Genomic DNA, 24,549 nt, shown 5'->3' on the forward strand with positions numbered 1-24,549 from the left:
ATGGGAATGCGGCCCATGTCCCGCAAGGTCAGCCGAAAGCGGGAGAACAAAAGGGGTAAGCAGCGCGGGTCGGCGATTCGCCCCTGCTTCGTTCCCGGCGCGTTCGCCCGAGGGCGTGTCCGTCCGTGCCGGCGTGCCGATTTGGCACGGCCCTTTCCGTTTGCCCCCCGGCACCTTATCTTGAACACCACATACGCGGCCAAGGCCGCCACCCTTTCGCGCGAGGATGCGAACCATGTTCATCCAGACGGAGCCGACGCCCAATCCGGCGACGCTGAAGTTCCTGCCCGGCCGCGACGTGCTCGGCGAGGGCACGCTCGATCTGAAGACCGCCGACGAGGCCGGCCGGTCCCCGCTCGCCCAGCGCCTGTTCGACGTGGCAGGCGTGGCCGGCGTGTTCCTCGGCTCGGATTTCATCACCGTGACCAAGACCGGTGGGGATTGGGCGCATCTGAAGCCCGCGATCCTCGGCGCCATCATGGAGCATTTCATGTCGGGCGTGCCGGTGCTCGCCGACGGCGCGGCGGCGGATGGCGATGATGCCGACGAGTTTTTCGCCGAGGCGGATACCGAAACTGTCGCCACCATCAAGGAGCTGATCGAGACGCGAGTGCGTCCGGCGGTGGCCAATGACGGCGGCGACATCACCTTCCGCGGCTTCAAGGAAGGCGTCGTGTTCCTGAACATGAAGGGCTCATGCTCCGGCTGCCCCTCGTCCACCGCGACGTTGAAAAACGGCATCGAAAACCTGTTGCGGCACTTCGTGCCCGAGGTGGTCGAGGTGCGTCCGGTCTGAGCTATGCCCCGCTGATTTGCGGTGGCGCGCGGGGATTTGGCACTATCCCCTTCCGTCAGATGCGTTTTCGATGGATTGTGGGCGCGGGATTCGGGCGTCCACATTCATCATGCTAGTTCTTGCCATAGATACCGCACTGACCGCCTGTTCGGTGGCCGTGCTGGACGCGGAGAGCGACTCCATCGTCGCAGGCGATTCGCTGCTCATGGAGCGCGGACACGCCGAAGCTCTGATTCCCATCATCGAACAGGTGATGGCGGATGCGGATCTTGATTTTCCCGCCCTGGGGCGCATCGCCGTGACGGTCGGTCCGGGCAGCTTTACGGGCTTGCGGGTTGGATTGTCGGCCGCGCGTGGCTTCGGGCTCACGGCGCGCCGCCCGGTGGTGGGGGTGACTACCCTTGCAGCCCTCGCCGCGCCGTTTCTGGCCATGGACGACAGCTTGCCGGTGGTGAGCGCCATCGACGCGCGGCACGGCCATGTGTTCCTGCAGATGTTCGGCGCCGGCGGGCGCACCTTGATCGCGCCGCGCATCATGGCGGCCAAGGACGCGGCGCGCTCGTCCGCCATCGGCGCCATTCGCCTGGTGGGTTCGGGCGCCGCTCTGGTGGCCGAGGCTTGGCCGCCGGGCGAAACAATGCCTTTCAGTGTCGATGTCCAGCCGGCCCCCGACGTGGCGTGGGTGGCGCGCCTCGGCGCCGTGGCGGACCCGGCGCGGGCCGAGCCGCGTCCGCTTTATCTGCGCGCGCCCGACGCCAAGCCCCAGGATGGGGCGCGGATCGCACGGCGGTGAGCCTGCTGGGATTTTTCTCCGCGCGGCCCCGGCCGCCTTATATCCGCGCGGCGGAAGGGCGGGACTGCGAACATCTGGCGCGCATCCATGCCGCCTCCTTCCATCGCGGCTGGGGGATCGACGAGTTCGAGCGCCTGCTGAGCGAGCGCGCGGCCCGCGGACACCTGCTGTGCGCCGCGCCCAAGACGCCGCCGATCGGCTTCGTCCTGTCCCATGTGGTGGTGCCGGAAGCGGAGATCCTCTCGCTGGCCGTGCTGCCGTCCGCGCGCGGCAAGGGATATGGCGCGCTGCTGCTCGATTATCATTTGCGGCGGCTGGTCTGCGAGGGGGTTGCGGTCTCCCATCTGGAGGTGGAGGAAAGCAATCAGCCCGCGTTGCGACTCTATCGTGCCCTCGGCTATGTGGAGAGCGGCCGCCGCAAGGGCTATTATGCGGGCGGTACGGATGCGCTGGTGATGCGCCGGGATCTGTGACCCGAGGTTGCATGCAGCATGCCTTGCGAGGACCGGCGCGGGCGGCGATAAGAGCAGCGATTTGAGTGAGGATTGGCTCTTGAGCGACACCATCAGTGCCATTGAGCACGCCTGCGCCGCCAAGGGCATGCGCATGACCGAGCAGCGCCGGGTGATCGCACGCGTGCTCACGGCTGCCGAGGACCATCCCGACGTCGAGGAATTGTATCGCCGCGCCAGCGCCATTGACGACAATATCTCGATCTCCACCGTCTATCGCACGGTGAAGATGTTCGAGGATGCAGGCATCATCGAGCGCCACGAGTTCGGCGACGGCCGCGCCCGCTACGAGCCGGTACCCGAGGAACATCACGACCATCTCATTGATCTGCGCAGCGGCAAGGTGATCGAGTTCCGCTCCGAGGAGATCGAGCGGCTTCAGGAAGAGATCGCGCGCCGGCTCGGCTATCGCCTCGTGGGGCATCGCCTGGAGCTGCATGTGTTGCCGCTGGACGAGGAGCCGTCGTGAGCGCCCCCCGCGAAGAGGTCAATATTTTCGACGAGCTGGCCGGCGGCCGCACCAAGCGCGTGCGCAAGCATCGCTCGTTCTTCGGCCATTCGGCGGAGCCGATGCAGCGCTCCAGCTTCGACGCCGAGCCCATGCCGGACCTCGGGCCGGACCAGCCCCGGCTCGGCCGCTTTTTCGATACCGTGCGTGTGGGCGTGATCCTGACGCTGGTCGGCCTTGTCACGGCAATCGGCATTCCCTTGCAATGGGTATCGCTGAAGCTCCACCTGCCCAGCCGGCGCACCATCCCGCTGCTTTACCATCGCATCATCCTGTTCCTGATCGGCGTGCGTCGGCATGTGCACGGCGCGCCGGCCGCAGGGCGGCCCTTGCTGCTGCTATCGAACCATGTGTCCTGGCTCGATATCTGCGTTCTGGGATCGCTGACGCCTCTGGTGTTCGTCGCCAAGAGCGAGGTGTCGCGCTGGCCCTTGATCGGCCTTTTGGCAGCTTTCCAGCGCACCATCTTCGTCGATCGCCAGCGCCGCCACGCGACCGGGCAGGTCAATTCCACGATCGCCGCCCGTCTGGCGGAGGGAGACCCGGTGGTGCTGTTCGCGGAAGGCACCTCGAGCGACGGCAACCGCGTCCTGCCCTTCCGCTCGGCCCTGGTGGGCGCGGCGCGCGAGGCCTTCGAGGCCAATGGCAAGGTGTTGGTCCAGCCCCTGTGCGTCGCCTATGTGAAGATCCAGGGCATTCCCATGGGGCGGTCCCATCGCGGCATCGCCGCCTGGTTCGGCGACATGGATCTTGCGCCCCACTTGCTGGAAGTGTTGCGCCAGGGCGCCATCGACGTGGAGGTGACCTTCGGTGAGCCGGAGGCGCTCGACGGCGCGGCGGATCGCAAGCTCGTGACCAAGGCGAGCGAAGAGGCCGTGCGCCGGCTCAGCGAGGCGAGTTTGATGGGCCGTGCCCCTGCGGTCTGAGTTCCCAAAACGCCAATTTGCCGGTAAGACGGACGTTCCAGGTTTTCAATCGGGGGCGGACTGCGCGGGCGTCACGGGAGCGTCGCGCCCATGCGCGATGGTGGAGTTGGCAGAACGCAAAACATGTACGAACCCCGCAAGCTTTATGTGAAGTCCTTCGGCTGCCAGATGAACGTGTACGATTCCAATCGTATGGCCGACACGCTGGCGAACGAGGGCTATGTGGAGACGAGCGATCCGGCCGAGGCCGATCTCGTCATCCTGAACACGTGCCACATCCGTGAGAAGGCGGCCGAGAAGGTCTATTCCGAACTGGGCCGGCTGCGCAAAGCCAAGGCCGAGGACGGGCGCGACACGCTTGTCGCCGTGGCCGGCTGCGTCGCCCAGGCGGAAGGCGCCGAGATCATGCGCCGCTCGCCCGTGGTGGATCTGGTCGTGGGACCGCAGAGCTATCACCGCCTGCCTGAGCTGCTCGCTCAGGTGCGGGCCGGCGTGCGGGCCGTGGACACCGAATTTCCGGTCGAGGACAAGTTCGACCATCTCCCCGCGCCCAGCGATGCCGCCACCCGCAAGCGCGGGCCGACCGCGTTCCTCACCGTTCAGGAAGGCTGCGACAAGTTCTGCACTTTCTGCGTGGTCCCCTATACCCGCGGCGCCGAGGTTTCTCGCCCGGTGGCGAAGATCCTGGCGGAGGCGGAGCGTCTCGCCGACCAGGGTGTGCGCGAATTGACCCTGATCGGTCAGAATGTGAACGCCTTCCACGGCCTCGGCCCGGATGGCGCGGTGTGGACCCTCGCGCGCCTCGTCTATGCGTTGGCCGAGATTCCGGGCATCGCGCGCCTGCGCTACACGACGAGCCACCCTCGCGACATGGGCGAAGATCTCATATCCGCCCATCGCGACCTGCCGGCGTTGATGCCCTATCTGCATCTGCCGGTGCAATCGGGCTCGGATCGGGTGCTGGCGGCCATGAACCGCAAGCACGGCAAGGATGTGTTCCTCGATATCGTCGCCCGCATGCGCGCCGCGCGGCCGGACATGGCGCTCTCGACCGATTTCATCGTCGGCTTCCCTGGCGAAACCGATGCTGAGTTCGAGGAGACCATGGACCTGGTGCGCGAGGTTGGCTTTGCCGGCGCCTATTCCTTCAAATACAGCCCGCGCCCCGGCACGCCTGCCGCCGACTTGGACGCTCAGGTGCCCGAAGAGGTGAAGACCGAGCGCCTCGCGCGTCTCCAGCAGGCGCTGGAAGCTTCCAAGCGCGCCTTCGACCGTTCCTTGCTCGGCCGCACTTTGGACGTGCTGCTGGAGAAGCCGGGCCGGCAGGAGGGCCAGATGATCGGCCGCTCGCCCTATCTCCAGTCGGTGGTGGTGAATAACCCGCCGGCGGGTATCGGTGCGTTCGTCACCGTCACCATCACGGACGTGGGGCCGAACAGCCTCGCGGGCCGTGTCGTTGCTGTTTCCCCGTCCGCGCACGCACCCGCGTTCGCCGCCATGGAGGCTTGAGCTTGCGAAAGTCCGGCGCCGATAAAGACCGTCCTTCTCCTTCGGCGCAGGCCTCCGCGCGGGCGGCCATCAGCGATCCCTGGGCCATCAATGGCGAGGATACTCCGGCCCAGGTGGTTCTCGCCTTCGATGATAACCGCTTGGCGACCCTGTTGTTCGGCCATTACGGGCGCAACCTCGCCCTGATCGAGCGCAAGCTGGGCGTCAAGGCGGATTCGCGCGGCAACCACGTCAGCCTGGAAGGCGGGCGCGAGGGCTGCGAGCAGGCGCGCAAGGTGCTGGAGCATCTCTACGAAAGCCTAAAGCGCGGCCGGGAGATCAGCGTCGGGGACGTTGAAGGCGCAATCCGCGAAGCGGTGGCCCAAGGCTCGCTGTTCGATTTCGACCCCGCCGAGGGCCAGGCCTTTGACGAGATCCAGCTGCGGCGGCGCCCGGTGCGGGCCCGCACGGCGGCGCAGGATGCCTATATCCGCGCCTTGAAGCGCAACACGCTGAACTTCGGCACCGGCCCGGCCGGCACCGGCAAGACCTGGATCGCCGTCGCCTACGCCGTCCACCTGCTGGAGCGTCGCATGGTGGACCGGATCATCCTCTCGCGGCCGGCGGTGGAGGCAGGCGAACGGCTCGGCTTTCTGCCCGGTGACATGAAGGAGAAAGTCGATCCCTATCTGCGCCCGATCTATGACGCGCTGTATGATCTGATGGACCGTGCCTTCGTGGAGCGGGCCTTGCAGACGGGCGAAATCGAAATTGCGCCACTCGCCTTCATGCGCGGGCGCACGCTCTCCAATGCGGCGGTGATACTGGACGAGGCGCAGAACGCCACTTCCATGCAGATGAAGATGTTCCTTACCCGCCTGGGCGAGAATTCCCGCATGATTGTGACCGGCGACGCCAGCCAGACCGATCTGCCCATGGGCCAGACCTCGGGCCTCGCGGAGGCGGTGCGGCTGCTGGAGGGGATCGAGAGCGTCGGCATCACCCAGTTCAAGGCCGCCGACGTGGTGCGTCACGAATTGGTGGGCCGCATCGTCGGCGCCTATGAGGCCCATGAGGCGGCGCGCATTGCCGCGAAGGCGGGCTGAGATGGCGCGCGCCGCAGCCACCGCACCCGCGCCGGACCGGTTCGCCGTCGATATCCTGGTCGAGGACCCGCGTTGGGATGGCGTGCCGGATGCCGCGGCGCTCGCGGAACGGGCCGCCCAGGCGGCGCTTGCCGCTTGTGGAGATGCGTTCGAGCGTGCGGCCGAGATGAGCGTGACCTTGACGGACGACGCGCGCATCCGCGTGCTGAATCGGCAATGGCGCGAAAAGGACAAGGCGACCAACGTTTTGTCCTTCCCCGCCGCCGAAGTGCCGGAAGATGTCACGCCGGAGCCATTGGGCGATGTCATCGTGGCACTGGAGACGGTGCTCGCGGAGGCGCAGGCGGAAGACAAGCGCCCGCAGGATCATCTGGTGCATCTCGTCGTGCACGGCACGTTGCATCTGCTCGGCTTCGACCATGAGGACGACGCCGAGGCGGAAGAGATGGAAGAAATGGAGCGTGGCATCCTGGAGGGGCTCGGCATCTCCGACCCCTATGCGTTGCCCGCGGAAACTTGAGGCCGACCCCAAAGGGAGACCATGTCCAACATCGACCAGTCGAGCGACCCCGCCTCAGCGGAGCCGCAAAGTTTCATCGATCGATTGCGTGCCCTCCTCGGGACGTTCCGACCCCATGGCTCCTTGCGCACCGACCTTGTCGAGGTGCTTGAGGAGGCAGGCGGAAGCTCCGGGGAGGTGAGCGAGTTTTCGCCGTCCGAGCGCAAGATGCTGCGCAACATCCTCCACCTGAAGGAAGTCGGGATCGGCGACATCATGGTCCCGCGCTCGGAGATCGTGGCGATCCAGAAGGATGTGTCGCTCGGCGAACTGATGGTGACTTTCGCCAATGCCGCCCATTCCCGGCTCGTGGTGTTCGATGACGATCTCGACGATCCGGTGGGCATGGTCCACATCCGTGACCTTCTCGCCTTCATGACGGGTCCGCTGCCGGAAGGCGAGGAGGACCATCCCGTCAACAAGGAAATCGACTTGTCGAAGGTCGATCTGCGGCAATCCCTGACCGATGCCGGCCTTGTGCGGCGCCTGCTGTATGTGCCTCCGTCCATGCCGGCGGTGGATCTGCTGGTGTCCATGCAGGCCGCGCGCACCCATCTCGCGCTGGTGATCGACGAATATGGCGGCACCGACGGCCTCGTTTCCATCGAGGACGTGGTGGAGGAGATCGTCGGCGAAATCGAGGATGAGCACGACGACGAGGCGGCGCTGATTCAGCGCCAAGCGGACGGCAGCTTCGTCACCGATGCGCGCACGCCCCTGGAAGACGTCCTAAACGTGCTGGGCGAGGATTTTGCTCCCGCCCATGTGGCGGAGGAGGTCGACACGCTCGGCGGGTTGATCGTGACCATTGCCGCGCGGGTGCCGGCCGTGGGCGAGATCATACCCCTGCCGGGCGGCCATAGCGTCGAGGTGCTCGACGCTGATCCGCGCCGGGTGAAAATGTTGCGGATTCTCCCGCCTGCGCAGGCGGCGAACGACGCGGCAGAGGCTTCGGACGGCGACCAGGCGTGACGCGCCGTGTTCTGACGCGCCTTTTCCCGGCGCGCTTTTTCCTGGCGCGCTTTTTCCTGGCGCTTGGCCTCATGGCCCACAGGGTGAGCGCGCTCGAGGGGTGGCGGCGGCTGGCGGCTGCCTTTGCCGCGGGCGCGTTCTCGGCCCTGTCGACCCCGCCATTCGGCCTTTGGCCGGTGTTGGGGCTGAGCTTTCCCGTCCTGGTGTTGCTGGTGGACGGCACACGGCGCGGCACGCGGCGCCCCTGGCGGGTCGCTGCCGCCATCGGCTGGTGGTTCGGCTTCGGCTATTTCCTCTGCTCCTTGTGGTGGATCGGCGCGGCGTTCCTGGTGGATGCGGATGTCTTCGCCTGGTTGCTGCCGGTGGCGGTGGTTTGCCTGCCGGCGGGGCTCGCCCTGTTTCCCGCCCTCGGCCTGCTGGCTGCCCGCCTGCTGTGGTCGCGCGGCGCGGCGCGGCTGTGTGCGCTCTGCGCCGGCCTTGGGGGCGCCGAATGGCTGCGCGGGCATGTGCTCACAGGCTTCCCCTGGAACACCTTTGGCTACGCGCTCGCGGAGAATCTGGCCCTGGCGCAGAGCACCGCGCTGATCGGCATCGGCGGGCTCACGTTCCTGACGATCCTGCTGCTCTCGGCGCCGGTCCTTTTGGTTTCGGCGGCGGCCCGGCCACGCCATCTGGCCTTTCTCGCGATGGCGATGCTCACCCTCGGCGCGATGTATGCCGGTGGCGCGCTGCGGCTGGCGCGCACGCAGATCGGCTCCGTTCCGGGCGTCAATCTGCGCCTGATGCAACCGGCGCTGCCGCAGGACGAGAAATTCGCCTATGGCCGGCGCGAAGCCATCCTCGACGATTATCTGGCGTTGAGCGCCACACCGAGCGCGCGATATCCCGGCGGCCTCACGGATGTGAGCTTGCTGATCTGGCCGGAATCGGCCTTTCCCTTCCTCTATGAACGCGAGCCCTGGGCGGCGCGACGAATCAGCGAGAGCCTGCCGCGCAACCTGGTCCTGGTCACCGGCGCCGCGCGCTACGGCGCCCCGCCGCCGGGGCAGATCTCGCCTTACTTCAATTCCATCCGGGTGATCGCGGCGGATGGCACGGTGCTCCAGAGCGTGGACAAGGTGCATCTCGTCCCGTTCGGCGAATATCTCCCGTTCCAGGCGTTTCTGGAACGCATCGGCCTGGAGCAGCTGACCCGGGTGAGAGGCGGGTTTTCAGCCGGGGAAGCCTTGCAGGCATTGAACATTCCCGGCGCGCCTTTGGCCGCGCCGCTGATCTGTTACGAGGCGATCTTTTCCGGCGCCGTCATTCCGAAGGGGCCGCGCCCGCGCTTCCTGCTCAACGTCACCAATGATGCTTGGTTCGGCGAGACGCCGGGACCTCACCAGCATTTCCTGCAAGCCCGCATCCGCGCGATTGAGGAAGGGTTGCCGCTGGTCCGGTCGGCAAATACCGGCATTTCGGCGATCGTTGATCCACTGGGACGGATTGTCGCATATTTGGGATTGGACATCCGCGGTGTAGTGGACGGATACCTCCCGCAAGCGTTGGAGACTCCACCGCCCGCGGCGCGCGCCGGTGGTTCCATTGTCCTATCCATATTTCTTCTGGTTCTTATGTCTGCGTGGCTGGGTGCCGGAGGCTTGCGGATCCTGCAAGCTGCACGCAAAAGTTGATCGACGCGCTTCCCATGTATGCGTATCTTCGCGCCGTCAGGGCAGCCTTCGCGATGCGAAGTGTGACACATTTCCGATCCAGCCGGAGAGAACATGGCCAAGAAGGCGCCAAATCCTATTGATAAATACGTAGGTAGCCGTGTGCGTATGCGACGCATGATGGTGGGGATGAGTCAGGAGAAGCTTGGAGAGAGCCTCGGCATCACCTTCCAGCAGATCCAGAAGTACGAAAAAGGCACGAACCGAATCGGTGCCAGCCGGTTGCAGCAGATTTCTCTGGTGCTGAGCGTGCCCGTTGCCTTCTTCTTCGAAGGCGCACCGTCCCTGACCACCGACTCCGAAGGTTTCGGAGAAGCGCACTCTCCCGCCTATGTCTCGGATTTCCTTGCGACATCCGACGGCCTCGTCCTGACCCGCAATTTCATGCGCATCACCGATGCCAAGATCCGCCGACGCATCGTGGAACTGGTGACCGCGATCGCCGGCGAGGAGGAGGCCGCAGACCGCCCGGTCTGATGCCCTTGGGCTGCGAGCCGGTCTTGACCGGCTCGCGGGCCTTTGACACAAGGACCTCGAGCTCCGTCGGTGGGCGAGGGGAAGCAGATGTCGCGTCAATCCTATTTGTTCACCAGTGAGTCCGTGTCCGAAGGTCATCCCGACAAGGTGTGCGACCGCATCTCGGACGAGGTGGTCGATACGTTCTTCCGTGTGTCGGAAGAGCAGGGCTTCGATCCTTCCCAGGTGCGCGTGGCGGCTGAGACGCTCGCGACCACCAATAAGGTCGTGATCGCCGGCGAGACCCGCGGCCCCTCGACCATCACCAAGGACCTGATCGCGCACAAGGCCCGCCTGGCCATCAAGGACATCGGCTACGAGCAGGCCGGCTTCCACTGGGAGAATGCGGATATCGAAGTGGTGCTGCATGCGCAGTCCGCCGACATCGCCCAGGGCGTCGACATCGACGGCAACAAGGACGAGGGCGCGGGCGACCAGGGCATCATGTTCGGCTATGCCGTGCGCGAGACGCCCGAGCTGATGCCGGCCCCCATCTTCTACGCCCATAAGATCCTGAAAACGCTCTCGGAAGCCCGCCGCTCCGGCGAGACCCGCGCCCTCGGCCCGGACGCCAAGAGCCAGGTGACCGTGCAATATGAGAACGGCAAGCCGGTCGGCGTGACGCAGATCGTGCTCTCCACCCAGCATCTGGACGAGCACCTCACCTCCCACGACGTGCGCTCGCTGGTTGAGCCCTACATCACCAAGGCCTTGCCGGAAGGCTGGATTTCCCCCGAGACGGTGTGGCACGTGAACCCCACGGGCAAGTTCGTGATCGGCGGGCCCGATGGCGATTGCGGCCTGACCGGGCGCAAGATCATCGTGGACACCTACGGCGGCGCGGCGCCCCATGGCGGCGGCGCATTCTCCGGCAAGGATCCGACCAAGGTGGACCGCTCCGCCGCCTATGCCGCGCGCTATCTGGCGAAGAATGTGGTTGCTGCCGGCCTTGCCGACCGCGCGACCATCCAGCTCGCCTATGCCATCGGCGTGTCCGACCCGCTGGCGGTCTATGTCGACCTGCACGGCACCGGCCAGGTGGAAGAAGCCAAGCTGGAGAAGATCTTGCGCGAGGTGGTGAACCTGCGCCCGCGCGGCATTCGCGAGCATCTCGGGCTCAACAAGCCGATCTATGCCCGCACCTCCGCCTATGGCCATTTCGGCCGGACGCCGGATGCGGATGGCGGCTTCTCCTGGGAGCGGACGGACCTTGTGGATGCGCTGAAATCCGCGCTCTGAGGTTTCACGTGAAACATTTTCGGTCGGCAGGCGGGGAGCCTTTCCCGCCTGCCGAACGCGTTTTTTCGGCACGTTTCGGCACATCTCCGTAAGGCTTTCGGGGCTTCTCCGCGTCCTTTCGCCGAATGTTTTTTCCCGAACTTCGGCGGGGCGGTAAAATCCTGCTGCGTGCCGCCGGTTTCAGAACGAAGACCCATGATTGCCGATTATGACGAGAAGGGCGCCTTCTACGGGCGGCGGGTGGGCAAGCCGCTGCGGCCCAACCAGGCGGCGGCCCTGCGCGATGTTCTTCCGCGCTATCTGATCGACCTCGACACCATCGCCCCCGATATGTCCCTGCGCGATCTGTTCGCGAGCGCGGTGGATGAGGTGCGCCTGGAGATCGGCTTCGGCGGCGGCGAGCATCTGCTGGCCCGGGCGGCCGAGGCACCGCGCACCGGCTTCATCGGCGTGGAGCCCTTTCTCAACGGCATGGTGAAGGCGGTGACGGCGCTGGAGGCGGTGCCGCGCGAGAATGTGCGCCTGTTCGACCGCGACGCGGCGCTGCTGCTGGCGCGCCTGCCGGAAGGATCGCTCGCCGGCGCGAGCCTGCTCTATCCCGACCCCTGGCCCAAGCGCCGCCACTGGAAGCGCCGCTTCGTGCGCGCCGACAATCTGGACCTGCTGGCCCGCGCCATCGCGCCGGGCGGCACATTCCGCTTCGCCAGCGACGTGCCGGATTATGTGGACTGGACCCTGCGCGAGATCCGCGCCCACGGCGCCTTCACCTGGCCCGCCCGCACGGCGGACGATTGGCGCCTGCCCTATGCCGGCTGGCCCGGCACCCGCTATGAGGCCAAGGCCCTGCGGGAAGGACGGGTGCCGACGTATCTGGCGTTTATGCGGGGGTGAGGGGGCGCTAGGCCGGATCGAGAGTCAGCGGCACGGTGCCGCGTGGAGGCGTCGTCGGGTGCGCGCGATTGTCTTTCCTTCACCGGTCGTCATGGCCGGGCTTGCCCCGGCCATCCACGTCGGGCCGCCCGCGCAGGCCTTGAAGAGCCGGTGCCAGCGGTGCCGCGTGGATGCACGGGACAAGCCCGTGCATGACGATCTCTCCTGAACAGCGTCCAGCCATGATCGATCGGCGCCGAGGGCGCATTGATCTTCGCCTTAGGTGATCTAAGCTGCACCAGGGCGCGCGGGAGTGTCGTGCACCCTCCGAGCGTCGCCCATGACCGAGCAAGACCTCGAAGACTTCCTCGCCGCCGTTGCGCGGGTGCGGGCCGAGCATGCCGCAACCCCGGAAAAAGCGCGCGCGTTCCTCATGAAGGAAGGCGTCGTGGATAAGGACGGGGAGCTGACCGGCCATTATGCGCGGAAGAACCGGTTCCGTCGCAAGAGCGCCGCCTGAGTGCATCGGCTGAATACCTCTTTTGTACTTGGGTATCACGGCTGTGAACAGGCCGTCGCGGACCGGCTTCTAGCGGGTAATCCCTTTACACCCAGCAACTAATGCTTATGATTGGTTCGGCCATGGCATTTATTTCTGGGAATCCAATCCCCAGCGCGGGTTGGAATTCGCCAGCGAGCGTCCGGGCCGCGCCTCCGCCGCAAGCGCACCGACCGTCGTTGGTGCTGTAATCGACCTCGGCTATTGCCTGGATCTGCAATCCTCGACCGGAATCGCGGCCGTCTCCGCTGCTACGCCGATTATCTGGACTATTCGGAGCGCTCGGGCAGCAAGGTGCCGCAGAACAGAGACGGCGAGGATTCGCTGCTGCGGGACCTGGATTGCGCGGTTCTCAACCATCTTCATGCGGTGCGCGCGGCAGGCAAGCTTGAGCCCTTCGATACGGTGCGGGCGGTGTTTCTGGAGGGCAGACCGCTCTATCCCAAATCCGGCTTTCGCGAGAAAGCCCACATCCAGCTTTGCGTGAGGAATTCGGGCAGCATCAAAGGGGCGTTTCGGGCGGGGGCGGAGCAAGGCTGAACCCTGCGCGAAATCCGCGCCCACGGCGCCCTCAGCTGGACGGCGCAAATGGCGGACGATTTGCTCACCCCTATGAAGGCTAGCCCGGCAACTGCTATGAGCGCCAAGGCGCTCAAAGAAGAGCGCGGGGAGCGCGCATTAAAGGTCGGCGGGCTTATGAGCGTGGTAAGATTTTATGTATTAGATCAACTAAAGTAACGGTAGCATTCCTGATAGCAATATTTCGGATCGCACCTTGAGTCGTGTTGTCCAAGAGACCCTTTCCGGAGCAGCGATCCGAGATCCCTCGTATACAAATCGCATGCATTCCATCAGCGTTAACCAAAGAAATAGATTTCAAAAATCCATAACTTTCCATGTCAACGGCCGCTATATCGCTTTTATACCATTTTGTTCTTGCCGTGTCGGGGCCCCCTTTGCGGATATACCAGTCCTTTTCGGGAAATTCATTGCGGTCATTGAAAAAATCAACATACTCTTGAGAATCTATTACCCAGTCACTACCCAAAAGCGCCCCGATGTGAATTCGCGGCTTATCATTAATCAGATCTGAGGGAACTCCAATTAGATCTTCTGTTACCTTTGCAAAACCCGCAAATGACGGATTCTGATCGGCCAAATATCGCTGAATTAATCTCCCTGATTTCTCTATTGTTACAAAATCCCTCTTTATTCGCAACCAGCTGTTTTGAGCTATGCTTTTTGATCGGGAAATTATGTGTTTAACTTTCGCCGGTTTCGCAAAGGTTGACGAATCACTTGGGTCAGCATTTGGCGCTCCGTCAAATGCCTCCGAAGTTGATGAATCACTTGGGTCAGGATTTGTCGACCCTTCAAACTCCTCCTCCGAAGAAGAAAGCTCTTTGATTTTATCAAACGTAAAATATTTAACCGCGGATGAAATTACTACGTCGCCAAGCCGAAATTTATTCGGTTGTAATGTACCCGATAGCCCCAGTAAAAAAACGCTTTTGTAATTTCGGTCAGCCCTTAAATTTTCACCAACCGCAGTCGCTGAACAAATATTTCCCATTCCACTAAGTATTACGAAATCTATGTCGGCACATGGAGCCAATGCATTTCGATCCGACTTAATTAAATACTGATGAGAGGAGCGTGATCGAAATGGCAGATCCGCATACTGAAAATCGCACCCCACTAATACATTATGTATATATTCCATTTCTTCCGGCAGGGCTACGAAGCAAAGATAGTGGGTAGTCAGCATGTCAGTACTTTACCCAAAAAATTCCAATTAGAGATGATCTATTACCATTTCCTGGATGACATTAAACCTTTTTTTTGCTTCTTCCCAACTCTCAGATTGAAGACGATAAAATACCGCCTTATGAGAGTCACCAAAGTATTCGGCCAAAAGCAATGGAACCCTTACGGAAAGTCCAATAGTGACGCACCCAAAATCAATATAAGATATAAGATTATCTAATTTAAGTACTCCATCGATAGCTCTTCTGAAGTTGACTAGGCTCATTACTTCGTCTTCAATCAGAATGTCATCCTTAATTGCCAAATCAATGTCTAATAAGTATTTAATGCGTACTACTTCTCCCGGAAAACTAAAAAAACATGTTTTACGCATGGAGTTATCAAAATATATTCTACCGTACCTCGCAAAATCAGGAGACTTCTTGTATAGAACCCAGAGTCTTTGTAGCGAAATATACGTTTCCTCGAATGAATCCCATGCCCCGACTAGCGCGTCCGTTGCGCATAGTGCCTCGGATTCGATGCGTGGGATTGCCCATTCCGACTGGTCGGCTGTGTATTTCCTGACCCAATCTATAGTGGCATCGTCAATATAAGAGGCGATATTGGGCATATCATCCCCAGGCTCCGAAAAAAGATTCCGAATCATAGTGAGTCGACATCGATACGTCTAGAGTCAAGATGCGACATAGTTTATTTGAGGCCCTCATACAAAATTGTGTACAAATCCTTCTGGAAGCCCCACCTCACCCCCGCCCTTGCATCCCCCGCCGTTCCGTCTATATTAGCGCTGTCCCCCAGTGGGGATACCTCAGAGCCATCGTCGTCGAAGGTGATGAGAGTGGGCCCCCGCCGGGACCCGCTCGATTTTCGTTTACGCGATCGTCCGCGGGGCGCACAAGGCGCCGCACGGTTGCGGTTTCGAAACCCTTCGATCCCGTCCGCGTCGCCGCCGCCTTAAGGTCGGCCGGTGCGGGGTGAAGGCGGCGAAAAGGCCAAGGTTCGGCGCTCACGCGCCGCACGATAGGAAGGCGCAGACGCGCCGGTAAAAATTCGGCGCATCCGCGCCACAGGAAAAGAAAGACGTCCCGGAGGGACATGACCGATACGCAAGCGACCCACGGTGTGGACACCGCAGACCTGAACGAGCCCCGCCTCATCATCGAGACGGGTGTGGCCGCGCGCGTCGCCGGCATCGTCGGTCCCGTGCTCACCGGCCTCGGCATGCGGCTGGTGCGCGTCAAGCACACGGCCCGCGACGGCGGCACGCTGCAAATCATGGCCGAGCGGCCCGACGGCTCCATGACCATCGACGATTGCGAGCTGGTCTCCCGCGCCATCTCCCCCGTGCTCGACGTGGAAGACCCCATCGCTTCCGCCTATCGCCTGGAAATCTCCTCCCCCGGCATCGACCGGCCTTTGGTGCGCCTCACCGATTTCGATCGCTGGTCGGGCCATGAGGTGAAGGTGGAAATGGCCGTGCCGCTGGATGGCCGCAAGCGCTTTCGCGGCATCCTTCTCGGCACCGAGGGCGGCCTTGCTTTGGTGCGGCGCCCCGATGCGCCGGCCGGCGAAGATCCGGTCTCGCGCCTGCCGGTCGCCGATATCGGCGATGCCCGTCTGATCCTCACCGACGACCTCATCACTGAGGCGCTGCGCCGGGCGAAAGCCGCCGGCCGCGCGATGGAGGATGCGGACGAGGAACTGGCCGACAGCGCGCTCGACGATCTCGCCGACGAAGCCACGGAGGCGCCCGCCGCCCCCGTCAAGCCGGCGAAACCCTTGCAGCCGCGCAAGCTCGCGAAGCCCAAGGCCGACAAGTCCCAATCGAAGCCGTCCGCCCGCAAGGCGAAGGGCGGCAATGCCAAAGCGAAGGAGACGCACTGATGGTCGCCGTCAGCGCAAACCGGCTCGAGCTGCTGCAGATCGCCGAAGCGGTCGCCCGCGAGAAGACGATCGATCGCAGCATCGTCATCGCCGCCATGGAAGATGCCATCGCCAAGGCCGCGCGCTCGCGCTACGGCCAGGAGACGGACATCCACGCCGACATCAATCCCAAGACCGGCGAATTGCGGCTCGCCCGCCATCTGCTGGTGGTGGACGAGGTGGAGAATTTCGCCACCGAGATCACGCTCGATGGCGCGCGCCGGCACAATCCCGCCGCCCAGGTCGGCGACACCATCGCCGATACCCTGCCGCCGTTCGATTTCGGCCGCATCGCCGCGCAGAGCGCCAAGCAGGTGATCGTGCAGAAGGTGCGCGAGGCCGAGCGCGATCGCCAGTATGACGAATATAAGGACCGCATCGGCGAGGTTTCCAACGGCCTCGTGAAGCGGGTGGAATACGGCAATGTGGTGGTCGATCTCGGCCGCGGCGAAGCCATCCTGCGCCGCGACGAATTGCTGCCGCGCGAAGTGGTGAAGACCGGCGACCGCGTGCGCGCCTATATCTATGACGTGCGGCGCGAGCCGCGCGGGCCGCAGATCTTCCTCTCGCGCACCCATCCCCAGTTCATGGCGAAGCTGTTCGCCCAGGAAGTGCCGGAAATCTACGACGGCATCGTCGAGATCAAGGCGGTCGCCCGCGACCCCGGCTCGCGCGCCAAGATCGCCGTGATCTCGCGCGACCAGTCGGTGGACCCGGTCGGCGCCTGCGTCGGCATGCGCGGCTCGCGCGTGCAGGCGGTGGTGAACGAGCTGCAGGGCGAGAAGATCGACATCATCCCCTGGAACCCGGACATCGCCACCTTCATCGTCAATGCGCTCGCCCCCGCCGAAGTGGTGAAGGTCGTGCTGGACGAGGAGCGCGAGCGCATCGAAGTGGTGGTGCCCGACGCCCAGCTCTCGCTCGCCATCGGCCGGCGCGGACAGAATGTGCGCCTCGCCTCCCAGCTCACCGGCTGGGACATCGACATCATGACCGAGGCGGAAGAGAGCGAGCGGCGCCAGAAGGAATTCGCCGAGCGCACCACCATGTTCGCCGAGGCCCTCGATCTCGACGAGATGATGGGCCAGCTTCTGGCCTCCGAAGGCTTCGCGAGCGTCGAGGAAATCGCCTATGTGCCGATTTCCGAGCTCGCCTCCATCGAGGGCTTCGACGAGGAGACCGCCGGCGAATTGCAGGCGCGTGCCCTCAAGCATCTCGCGGACGTGGAAGAGGCGCTCGACAATGAGCGCAAGGAACTGGGCGTGGAAGACGCGCTCGCGACCGTGCCCGGCGTCACCTCCAAGATGCTGGTGGCGTTCGGCAAGCACGACATCAAGACCGTGGAAGACCTGGCCGGCTGCGCCACCGACGATCTGACCGGCTGGTCCGAGCGCAAGGACGGCGAGACCACCCGCTTCCCCGGCGCGCTCGACGGCTTCGAAGTGAGCCGCGAGGACGCGGAACACATCATCATGCAGGCCCGCGTCGTGGCCGGCTGGATTTCGCAGGACGATCTCGACACCCCCGCCGATGGCGCGGATGACGAGGACCCGTCCGACGAAGCCCAGACCTGAGAGAAGTGGAGATGACCCGGCGTGCTGGCAGCGAGCTTGATCGAGGAAGAGACCGATGGGGGGCCGCGCGGGCTTGTGTCCGCGCGTGCGCCGCTGGCGCGTCTGTGCCTCGCGACGCGCGCCGTCACGCCGGTTGCGCAGATGATCCGCTTCGTGGTGGGGCCGGACGGCACCGTCGTCCCGGATCTCGCCGCTAAGCTTCCCGGCCGGGGCGCCTGGGTCACCGCGACCCGCGCCGCGCTCGCCGAGGCATTGAAGCGCAAGGCGTTCGGCCGCGCATTCAAGGGCAAGGGCACCATCGCCCCAGATTTGCCCGACCTCATCGAATCCCTGATGCTGACCGAAGTCCGCAGCGCCCTGTCCATGGCGAACAAAGCGGGCCGCGTCATCACCGGCACCACCAAGGTGGATGCCGCCCTCCATGCGGACCCGGTGAGCGTGCTGCTGCATGCCGCCGACGGCCGTCCGGACGGGAAACGCAAACTCGACGGCATCGCCCGTCAGAGAGAAGCTGCCGGCATGAGCCCGGTGGCCATCGTCGACTGTTTATCGGGCCTCGAATTGGACTTGGCGCTCGGGCGGTCAAATGTGGTACACGCTGCGCTGCTCGCGCATCCGACGACCGCGGGATTTCTCGCGCGCTGCCGAAAGCTCGAGCGCTGGCGGATGGGAACATCCGCCCGCGCACCGGACGGGCATGGCCTGACGCTCGACCGGATGCCAGGAACGGATACGGAATGAACGACACTAAGACACCCGGCGACAAGACGCTCCACCCTGCCACCGGCAAGACGCTGACCCTCAAGCGACCCGTGGAGCAGGGCACCGTGCGCCAGAGCTTCAGCCATGGCCGCTCCAAGGCGGTCGTGGTGGAGAAGGTGAAGCGCCGCGTCTTCGGTCCGGGCGACGCCGCGCCGGCGAGCGCGACCGCGGCTGCGCCGGCGGCCCCCGCGCCGCGCCCGGCCGCGCCTGCCGCGCCGACCGCCGCTGCCGGAACCGCTCCGGCGGCGCCGCGTCCGGCTGCGTCCACGCCGCCCGCCGCCCCGGCCCGCGCCGAAGCCTCCGCCGCCCCGGTGCAAGCCAAGGCGCCGGAAGCCGCGCCAGCGACTGCGCCCGCCAAGGCGCCTGCGGCAAAGCCGCCGGTGGCTGAGGCTCCCGCCGCTCCGGTGGAAGCCAAGGCGCCCGCGCCCGCCGCGCCTGTTTCCGCTCCGGCCGCCCCCTCGCCCGCCGCTCCGGCGGCCGAGGCGAAGGCGCCGGCTGAACCCGCCCCCGCCCCCAAGGCGCCCTCCGAACCCGTCTCGCAAGCAAAGCCGATGGACGCAAAGTCAACCGAGGCAAAAGCCCCAGAGCCCCGCGCGGCCGAACCGCGTGCGGCCGAGACGCGCCCCGCCGCCCCTGTGCGGACCGGCGAAGGCCGCACCGGCGCTGCCGGCTCCTCTTCGCGCCCGGCCGGCGCGAGTGGCAATCGCAGCGGCTCCGGCGCTCCCCAGCGCGGCGGCCAATCCGGCTCCGGCGCGTCCGCTTCCAGCCAGGGCCAGCGCCCCGGCCAGGGCGGACCCCAGCGCGGCGGTGCCGCACCGAGCGGCGAGCGCCGCCCCGGTGCCGGCGGCGCCCCGGCCGGGCGTCCCGGCTCCAACCGTCCCGGCGGATCGGGCGTGGTGCTGCGCACCCTGACCGATGAAGAGCGCAACATGCGCGCCAGCGCCCTCGCCGACGCCCGCGTCCGCGAAGTCGAAGAGCGGCGCATGGCGGAAGAGCGTCGCATCGCCGAGGAAGAGGCCCGTCGCCGCGCCGAGCGCGAGCGCATCGAGCGCGCCGAGCGCGAGGCCGCCGAAGCGCGCAAGCGCGAGGAAGAAAGCCGCCGCGCCAACGAAGACGAAAGCAAGCGCCGCGCCGAGCAGGAAGCGCGCAAGCGCTTCGGCGGCGAGGACCAGACCGGCGCCGCGGCCCGCTCGGGCACCGCCGCTCCGGCGGGCACCACGGCCCGTCCCCTCACCGCGCGTCCCGCCGGCACCACCGCCACGGAGACGAGCGAAGAGGAAGAGCGCAAGGGCGCCGCGGTCCGCCGCGGTCCCGCCGCGCCGCGTCCCGCGCCCCCGGCCAAGCTGCCCAAGGGCCCCGGTGCCGAGAAGAGCCGCGGCCGCCTGACCCTCGTGACCGCCCTGTCGGGCGACGAGGAACGCCAGCGCTCGCTCGCTTCGTTCCGCCGTCGCACCCAGCGCATGACCGGCCACCGGGTGCAGGAGAGCAAGGAAAAGATCAGCCGCGAGGTGATCCTGCCCGAGACCATCACCATCCAGGAACTCGCCAACCGCATGTCCGAGCGTGCGGTGGACGTGATCCGCATGCTGATGAAGCAGGGCCAGATGGTGAAGATCACGGACGTGGTCGACGCCGACACCGCCCAGCTGATCGCCGAGGATCTCGGCCACACCGTGCGCCGCGTGTCGGAATCGGACGTGGAAGAAGGCCTGTTCGACACCGTCGACGCGCCCGAATCCCTGCAGCCGCGCCCGGCCGTCGTGACCATCATGGGCCATGTCGACCACGGCAAGACCTCGCTGCTGGACGCGATCCGCAAGACCGCCGTGGTCTCCGGCGAGGCCGGCGGCATCACCCAGCATATCGGCGCCTATCAGGTGACTTCGCCCTCGGGCAGCAAGATCACCTTCATCGACACCCCCGGCCACGCCGCCTTCACCGCCATGCGCGCCCGCGGCGCCAAGGTGACGGACATCGTGGTGCTGGTGGTGGCGGCCGACGACGGCGTGATGCCCCAGACGGCGGAAGCGATCGCCCACGCCAAGGCGGCGGGCGTGCCGATCATCGTCGCCATCAATAAGATCGACAAGCCGGACGCCAAGCCCGAGCGCGTGCGCTCGGAACTGCTCCAGCACGAGATCCAGGTGGAAAGCCTCGGCGGCGAAACCCTCGAAGTCGAGGTGTCCGCCACCAAGAAGCTCAATCTCGACAAGCTGCTGGAGCTGATCGCGCTGCAAAGCGAGCTGCTCGACCTCACCGCCGATCCCACCCGCCCCGCGGAAGGAACGGTGGTCGAGGCCAAGCTGGATCGTGGTCGCGGCCCGGTGGCCACCGTGCTGGTTCAGCGCGGCACGCTGCACATCGGCGAGATCGTGGTCGCAGGTGCCGAATGGGGCCGCGTGCGCGCCCTCATCAACGACACCGGCGCCAATGTGGACGAAGCCGGCCCCTCGGTGCCGGTGGAAGTGCTCGGCTTCAACGGCACCCCGGAGGCGGGCGACCGCCTCGCGGTGGTGGAAAACGAAGCCCGCGCCCGCGAGATCACCGATTACCGTCAGCGCCAGAAGCGCGAGAAGGCGGCGGCCCGCTCCGCCACCATGCGCGGCTCGCTCGAACAGATGATGAGCCAGGTCAAGTCGACCGGCCGGAAGGAATTCCCGCTCATCATCAAGGGCGACGTGTCGGGCTCGGTGGAAGCCATCATCGGCGCGCTGGAAAAGGTGGGCAACGACGAGGTGCAGGCCCGCGTGATCCACGCCGGCGCCGGCGGCATCAACGAGAGCGACGTGACGCTGGCGGAAACCTCCGGCGCCGCGATCATCGCTTTCAACGTGCGCGCCAATAAGGAAGCCCGTGATGCCGCCGCACAGGCCGGCATCGAGATCCGCTATTACAACATCATCTACGACCTGGTGGACGACGTGAAGAAGGCCATGAGCGGCCTGCTCGCCCCCATCAATCGCGAGACGATGCTGGGCAATGCCCTCATCCTGGAGATCTTCGCGGTCTCCAAGGTGGGCAAGGTCGCGGGCTGCCGCGTCACCGACGGCAATGTGGAGCGGGGCCAGCATGTGCGCCTGATCCGCGACAATGTGGTGATCCACGAAGGCAAGCTTGCCACCCTGAACCGCTTCAAGGACGCCGTGAACACGGTGGTCGCGGGCCAGGAATGCGGCATGTCGTTCGAGAATTACCAGGACATGCGCGCCGGCGACGTGATCGAATGCTACCGCGTCGAGGTCATCCAGCGCTCGCTGTAACGGCGGGCTGAGGCGTCTCCCTGCCGAGGACCTCCCTCCCCCCGTGTGGGGGAGGGTTGCGGAGGGAGTATCTCGCGACCGCGCGGAAATCGTTCGCGCGGAGAGATACCCCCCTCCCGAGCCCTCCCCCGCAAGGGGAGAGGGACCTTAGGGACGTCAACGCCATGCGTTCGCCGGGTTTGCCGGTATGATTGCCATCGAGGCCGGACGGTCCAAGCCCGCCGGCCTCATGTTTTCCATTGGCGCCGAAGATCCGCGCAAAGCGGCGCGCCGAGAAGGTTTCGACAATGAAGACTCAAACTCGTTCTGGACCGGGCACGGGCCCGAGCCAGCGCATGCTGCGCGTCGGCGAACTCGTGCGCCACGCGCTGGCCGACGTGCTCGCGCGCGGTGACGCGGTGGTGGACCCGGTGCTCTCCGGCCGCATCATCACGGTGCCGGAAGTGCGCATGTCGCCGGATCTCAAGATCGCCACTTGCTATGTCATGCCGCTCGGCGGCGCCGACATCCAGCCGGTGCTGAAGGCCCTGGCGGCGCACCAGAAGGTGCTGCGCACCGAGGTCGGCCGCCGCGTGGAGCTGAAATCGGTCCCCTCCCTGCGCTTCATGAAGGACACCTCGTTCGAGGAAGGCGCGCGCATCGACGCGCTGCTGCGCAAGCCGGAAGTGCTGCGCGATCTCGAGCACGAGCCTTTCACCCTCGACGACAAGACCAAGACGGAAGACGAATGATGCGGACCGAGGATGAAGCCGGCGCGGCGACCCTGGACATGAGCCCTGGCCTGAATCAGGACCCGGTCGCCGCCCCGGTGGTGAGCGAGGCGGATGCCCGCCAGAACGAATTCGGCGGCCGCGCCCCGCGCGAGGGCGAGCGCCCCCGCTACAAGAGCGCCGATCCGCGCCCCCGCACGCCGCGCGCGCCGGAAGATCCCCAGCGCCCGCGCCTGCCCAAGCGGGACATCGACGGCTGGGTGCTGCTGGACAAGCCGGTGGGCATGACCTCCACCCAGGCGGTTTCGGTGGTCAAGCGCCTGTTCAACGCCAAGAAGGCGGGCCATGCCGGCACGCTCGATCCGCTGGCGTCCGGTTGCCTGCCGATCGCCTTCGGCGAGGCCACCAAGACCGTGCCCTATGTGATGGACGGGCAGAAGACCTATCGCTTCACCGTGCGCTTCGGCACCGAGATGGACACCGACGATGCCGAGGGCACGCCGGTGGCCACCAGCGACGTGCGCCCGAGCGACGACGACATTCTCGACGCGCTGGAGCAGTTCCGGGGCGAGGTGATGCAGGTGCCGCCGGCCTATTCCGCCCTGAAGATCGGCGGCGAGCGCGCCTATGATCTCGCCCGCGAGGGCGAGCAGGTGGTGCTCGAGGCCCGCCCGGTGGTGATCCACCGGCTCGATCTGGTGGATCGGCCCGACGCCGACCATGCGGTGCTGGAAGCGGAATGCGGCAAGGGCACCTATGTGCGTGCCATCGCCCGCGATCTTGGCCGCATGCTCGGCACCTGCGGGCACGTTTCCATGCTGCGCCGCGCGGCGGTGGGGGCGTTCCTGGAAGAGCAGTTGGTGACGCTCGACGATCTGCGCGCCCGCGCCGAAGCCGGCGAGGGGCCGCTGTTCGAGGCGCTCGATCCGCTCGATTGCGCGCTGGAGGAGTTGCCGCAGCTCTCGCTTTCGCCGCAGGACGCCCATCGCCTGCGCTGCGGGCAGAATGTGTTTCTGCGCGGCCGCGATGCGCCGATCTTCGACGGCCATGTGGCGGTGAGCTGCCAGGGCAGCCTGATCGCCATCGGCGACATGGTGGAAGGCGAGATCCGCCCGCACCGCGTGTTCAACTGGTCCCGCGCCATGCCCCGCGCCCTGCCGCGCACGGCGTGAGGGCTCCGGCCTGAGGGGCACCGGGGATCGCGCTCTCCCTCCCCCCTTGCGGGGGAGGGCGGGGCGGGGGGTATCTCTCCGCCAGCACCGTGTCGCCGGAGGGTGGGCCGCACCCCCCCTCCCCAACCCTCCCCCACAAGGGGGGAGGGGGCTCACGGGGCTTTCGGCGCCATCATCTCGCGGCCGCACCCAATCCCCTCTCCGCTTGCCGGGAGACCTCGCGCCGCCGGTTGCAAGAACCGCTGGCGCTTGAGGGGCTTTCGTGTATGGTGCCCGCGTGCAGAGCCCTGGAGTTTTCCAGGATTTGCGCACGCCCTTCTTTTGACCGCGCTGGACGACATCCCGGCCCGGCCGAATGGGCAAGGCCCCCTCGCCACCGTGTTCCGCAGCCCGTTTTCGCAGCTGCGGCCCGTGTGCCAAGGCGGAGCCTTTCGTTTTCTTCTGACTGAAAGGATCATCCGATGTCGATCACGGTCGAGCGCAAGCAGGCGCTCATTCAGGATTTCGGTGCCAAGGCTGGCGACACGGGTTCGCCGGAGGTCCAGGTTGCGATTCTGTCCGAACGCATCTCCAACCTGACCGAGCACTTCAAGTCCCATAACAAGGACAACCATTCCCGCCGCGGCCTGCTGAAGCTGGTCTCCACCCGCCGCAGCCTTCTGGACTATCTGAAGCGCAAGGACGAAGCCCGCTACAAGGCGCTGATCGAGCGTCTGGGCCTGCGTCGCTGATGCCGGCGGAGCCTGCCGCGGTCGAAAAGGTCGGACCTTTTCCGGGGCAGGCTCCGGTGCTTCGCCCGTGAGGCGGGGCACGACGTGTCGG

Annotated in this window: 24 protein-coding genes; 22 read left to right on the top strand and 2 right to left on the bottom strand. The window is 65.5% G+C overall.

Features of this window, described 5'->3' with window-relative positions:
• The first annotated feature begins 235 nt into the window (after window positions 1-235).
• The 15 genes from V5F78_RS21140 (at window position 236) to V5F78_RS21210 (ending at window position 13,096) form a co-directional block, all read left to right on the top strand.
• Window positions 236-796: a NifU family protein gene (locus tag V5F78_RS21140; protein WP_394070871.1), complete on the top strand. Its 561-nt coding sequence runs from the start codon at window positions 236-238 to the stop codon at window positions 794-796.
• 109 nt (window positions 797-905) lie between these two features.
• Window positions 906-1,589: a tRNA (adenosine(37)-N6)-threonylcarbamoyltransferase complex dimerization subunit type 1 TsaB gene (tsaB, locus tag V5F78_RS21145; RefSeq protein WP_394070873.1), complete on the top strand. Its 684-nt coding sequence runs from the start codon at window positions 906-908 to the stop codon at window positions 1,587-1,589.
• Window positions 1,586-2,062, top strand: a complete 477-nt coding sequence (locus V5F78_RS21150) for a GNAT family N-acetyltransferase (protein WP_394070874.1) — start codon at window positions 1,586-1,588, stop codon at window positions 2,060-2,062. The genes tsaB and V5F78_RS21150 overlap by 4 nt, the downstream gene beginning before the upstream one ends.
• A 127-nt stretch (window positions 2,063-2,189) precedes the next feature.
• Entirely contained in the window at window positions 2,190-2,570 is a 381-nt protein-coding gene (locus V5F78_RS21155; RefSeq protein ID WP_394070899.1) for a Fur family transcriptional regulator, read from the top strand.
• Entirely contained in the window at window positions 2,567-3,535 is a 969-nt protein-coding gene (gene olsA, locus V5F78_RS21160; protein ID WP_394070876.1) for a lyso-ornithine lipid O-acyltransferase, read from the top strand. The genes V5F78_RS21155 and olsA overlap by 4 nt, the downstream gene beginning before the upstream one ends.
• Before the next feature lie 123 nt (window positions 3,536-3,658).
• Window positions 3,659-5,044 carry a tRNA (N6-isopentenyl adenosine(37)-C2)-methylthiotransferase MiaB gene (miaB, locus tag V5F78_RS21165; protein WP_394070878.1) on the top strand — a complete coding sequence of 462 codons (1,386 nt, stop codon included), beginning with the start codon at window positions 3,659-3,661 and terminating at the stop codon, window positions 5,042-5,044.
• Window positions 5,045-5,112: 68 nt separating this feature from the next.
• On the top strand, window positions 5,113-6,129 hold the full coding sequence (locus V5F78_RS21170) for a PhoH family protein (protein WP_394070900.1): 1,017 nt from the start codon (window positions 5,113-5,115) through the stop codon (window positions 6,127-6,129).
• Between the two features lies 1 nt (window position 6,130).
• Window positions 6,131-6,649, top strand: coding sequence for an rRNA maturation RNase YbeY (gene ybeY / locus V5F78_RS21175; RefSeq protein WP_394070879.1), 519 nt, complete (start codon window positions 6,131-6,133; stop codon window positions 6,647-6,649).
• A gap of 21 nt (window positions 6,650-6,670) precedes the next feature.
• Complete coding sequence (locus V5F78_RS21180) at window positions 6,671-7,660, top strand: hemolysin family protein (RefSeq protein ID WP_394070880.1); 990 nt, start codon at window positions 6,671-6,673, stop codon at window positions 7,658-7,660.
• Window positions 7,657-9,333, top strand: a complete 1,677-nt coding sequence (gene lnt, locus V5F78_RS21185) for an apolipoprotein N-acyltransferase (RefSeq protein ID WP_394070881.1) — start codon at window positions 7,657-7,659, stop codon at window positions 9,331-9,333. Before V5F78_RS21180 ends, lnt begins: the two co-directional genes overlap by 4 nt.
• 93 nt (window positions 9,334-9,426) lie before the next feature.
• On the top strand, window positions 9,427-9,849 hold the full coding sequence (locus tag V5F78_RS21190) for a helix-turn-helix domain-containing protein (RefSeq protein ID WP_394070882.1): 423 nt from the start codon (window positions 9,427-9,429) through the stop codon (window positions 9,847-9,849).
• Window positions 9,850-9,936: 87 nt separating this feature from the next.
• Window positions 9,937-11,127 (top strand): methionine adenosyltransferase, encoded by a 1,191-nt coding sequence (metK, locus tag V5F78_RS21195; RefSeq protein WP_394070883.1) that lies wholly within the window; start codon window positions 9,937-9,939, stop codon window positions 11,125-11,127.
• 195 nt (window positions 11,128-11,322) lie between these two features.
• Window positions 11,323-12,018: a tRNA (guanine(46)-N(7))-methyltransferase TrmB gene (gene trmB, locus V5F78_RS21200; RefSeq protein WP_394070884.1), complete on the top strand. Its 696-nt coding sequence runs from the start codon at window positions 11,323-11,325 to the stop codon at window positions 12,016-12,018.
• Window positions 12,019-12,337: 319 nt separating this feature from the next.
• A complete protein-coding gene (locus V5F78_RS21205) occupies window positions 12,338-12,517 on the top strand; it encodes a hypothetical protein (protein WP_394070885.1) in 180 nt (59 codons plus the stop codon).
• Window positions 12,518-12,760: 243 nt separating this feature from the next.
• Entirely contained in the window at window positions 12,761-13,096 is a 336-nt protein-coding gene (locus V5F78_RS21210) for a hypothetical protein (RefSeq protein WP_394070886.1), read from the top strand.
• A gap of 154 nt (window positions 13,097-13,250) precedes the next feature.
• Here the strand turns inward: V5F78_RS21210 and V5F78_RS21215 are convergent, their stop codons facing one another.
• Window positions 13,251-14,324, bottom strand: a complete 1,074-nt coding sequence (locus V5F78_RS21215; RefSeq protein ID WP_394070887.1) for a hypothetical protein — start codon at window positions 14,322-14,324, stop codon at window positions 13,251-13,253.
• 27 nt (window positions 14,325-14,351) lie between these two features.
• Complete coding sequence (locus V5F78_RS21220) at window positions 14,352-14,936, bottom strand: hypothetical protein (RefSeq protein ID WP_394070888.1); 585 nt, start codon at window positions 14,934-14,936, stop codon at window positions 14,352-14,354.
• A 485-nt stretch (window positions 14,937-15,421) separates the two neighbouring features.
• On the opposite strand from V5F78_RS21220, the gene rimP reads away from it, so the two are divergent.
• From rimP to rpsO, 7 genes are all read left to right on the top strand, one after another.
• On the top strand, window positions 15,422-16,210 hold the full coding sequence (rimP, locus tag V5F78_RS21225) for a ribosome maturation factor RimP (protein ID WP_394070889.1): 789 nt from the start codon (window positions 15,422-15,424) through the stop codon (window positions 16,208-16,210).
• Window positions 16,210-17,823 (top strand): transcription termination factor NusA, encoded by a 1,614-nt coding sequence (nusA, locus tag V5F78_RS21230; protein ID WP_394015499.1) that lies wholly within the window; start codon window positions 16,210-16,212, stop codon window positions 17,821-17,823. Before rimP ends, nusA begins: the two co-directional genes overlap by 1 nt.
• Before the next feature lie 75 nt (window positions 17,824-17,898).
• The gene (locus V5F78_RS21235) at window positions 17,899-18,564 is read left to right on the top strand and encodes an RNA-binding protein (protein WP_509276822.1); all 666 of its coding nucleotides are present in this window, start codon (window positions 17,899-17,901) and stop codon (window positions 18,562-18,564) included.
• On the top strand, window positions 18,561-21,845 hold the full coding sequence (gene infB / locus V5F78_RS21240; protein ID WP_509276351.1) for a translation initiation factor IF-2: 3,285 nt from the start codon (window positions 18,561-18,563) through the stop codon (window positions 21,843-21,845). The genes V5F78_RS21235 and infB overlap by 4 nt, the downstream gene beginning before the upstream one ends.
• A gap of 287 nt (window positions 21,846-22,132) precedes the next feature.
• The gene (gene rbfA, locus V5F78_RS21245) at window positions 22,133-22,576 is read left to right on the top strand and encodes a 30S ribosome-binding factor RbfA (RefSeq protein ID WP_509276352.1); all 444 of its coding nucleotides are present in this window, start codon (window positions 22,133-22,135) and stop codon (window positions 22,574-22,576) included.
• Window positions 22,577-22,614: 38 nt separating this feature from the next.
• The gene (gene truB / locus V5F78_RS21250; protein ID WP_509276823.1) at window positions 22,615-23,727 is read left to right on the top strand and encodes a tRNA pseudouridine(55) synthase TruB; all 1,113 of its coding nucleotides are present in this window, start codon (window positions 22,615-22,617) and stop codon (window positions 23,725-23,727) included.
• A 461-nt stretch (window positions 23,728-24,188) separates the two neighbouring features.
• On the top strand, window positions 24,189-24,458 hold the full coding sequence (gene rpsO / locus V5F78_RS21255; protein WP_394046515.1) for a 30S ribosomal protein S15: 270 nt from the start codon (window positions 24,189-24,191) through the stop codon (window positions 24,456-24,458).
• Window positions 24,459-24,549 lie beyond the last annotated feature (91 nt).

It is taken from the genome of Roseixanthobacter glucoisosaccharinicivorans (assembly GCF_043195095.2).
Taxonomy (GTDB): domain Bacteria; phylum Pseudomonadota; class Alphaproteobacteria; order Rhizobiales; family Xanthobacteraceae; genus NCEH01.

Coding starts and splice junctions, on each gene's coding strand:
- rimP (WP_394070889.1), top strand. CDS start 15,422: ATGACCGATACGCAAGCGACCCACGGTGTGGACACCGCAGACCTGAAC.
- infB (WP_509276351.1), top strand. CDS start 18,561: ATGAACGACACTAAGACACCCGGCGACAAGACGCTCCACCCTGCCACC.
- rpsO (WP_394046515.1), top strand. CDS start 24,189: ATGTCGATCACGGTCGAGCGCAAGCAGGCGCTCATTCAGGATTTCGGT.
- V5F78_RS21180 (WP_394070880.1), top strand. CDS start 6,671: ATGTCCAACATCGACCAGTCGAGCGACCCCGCCTCAGCGGAGCCGCAA.
- V5F78_RS21205 (WP_394070885.1), top strand. CDS start 12,338: ATGACCGAGCAAGACCTCGAAGACTTCCTCGCCGCCGTTGCGCGGGTG.
- miaB (WP_394070878.1), top strand. CDS start 3,659: ATGTACGAACCCCGCAAGCTTTATGTGAAGTCCTTCGGCTGCCAGATG.
- V5F78_RS21215 (WP_394070887.1), bottom strand. CDS start 14,324: ATGCTGACTACCCACTATCTTTGCTTCGTAGCCCTGCCGGAAGAAATG.
- rbfA (WP_509276352.1), top strand. CDS start 22,133: ATGAAGACTCAAACTCGTTCTGGACCGGGCACGGGCCCGAGCCAGCGC.
- V5F78_RS21220 (WP_394070888.1), bottom strand. CDS start 14,936: ATGCCCAATATCGCCTCTTATATTGACGATGCCACTATAGATTGGGTC.
- ybeY (WP_394070879.1), top strand. CDS start 6,131: ATGGCGCGCGCCGCAGCCACCGCACCCGCGCCGGACCGGTTCGCCGTC.
- truB (WP_509276823.1), top strand. CDS start 22,615: ATGAGCCCTGGCCTGAATCAGGACCCGGTCGCCGCCCCGGTGGTGAGC.
- V5F78_RS21140 (WP_394070871.1), top strand. CDS start 236: ATGTTCATCCAGACGGAGCCGACGCCCAATCCGGCGACGCTGAAGTTC.
- tsaB (WP_394070873.1), top strand. CDS start 906: ATGCTAGTTCTTGCCATAGATACCGCACTGACCGCCTGTTCGGTGGCC.
- nusA (WP_394015499.1), top strand. CDS start 16,210: ATGGTCGCCGTCAGCGCAAACCGGCTCGAGCTGCTGCAGATCGCCGAA.
- V5F78_RS21190 (WP_394070882.1), top strand. CDS start 9,427: ATGGCCAAGAAGGCGCCAAATCCTATTGATAAATACGTAGGTAGCCGT.
- metK (WP_394070883.1), top strand. CDS start 9,937: ATGTCGCGTCAATCCTATTTGTTCACCAGTGAGTCCGTGTCCGAAGGT.
- trmB (WP_394070884.1), top strand. CDS start 11,323: ATGATTGCCGATTATGACGAGAAGGGCGCCTTCTACGGGCGGCGGGTG.
- V5F78_RS21155 (WP_394070899.1), top strand. CDS start 2,190: ATGCGCATGACCGAGCAGCGCCGGGTGATCGCACGCGTGCTCACGGCT.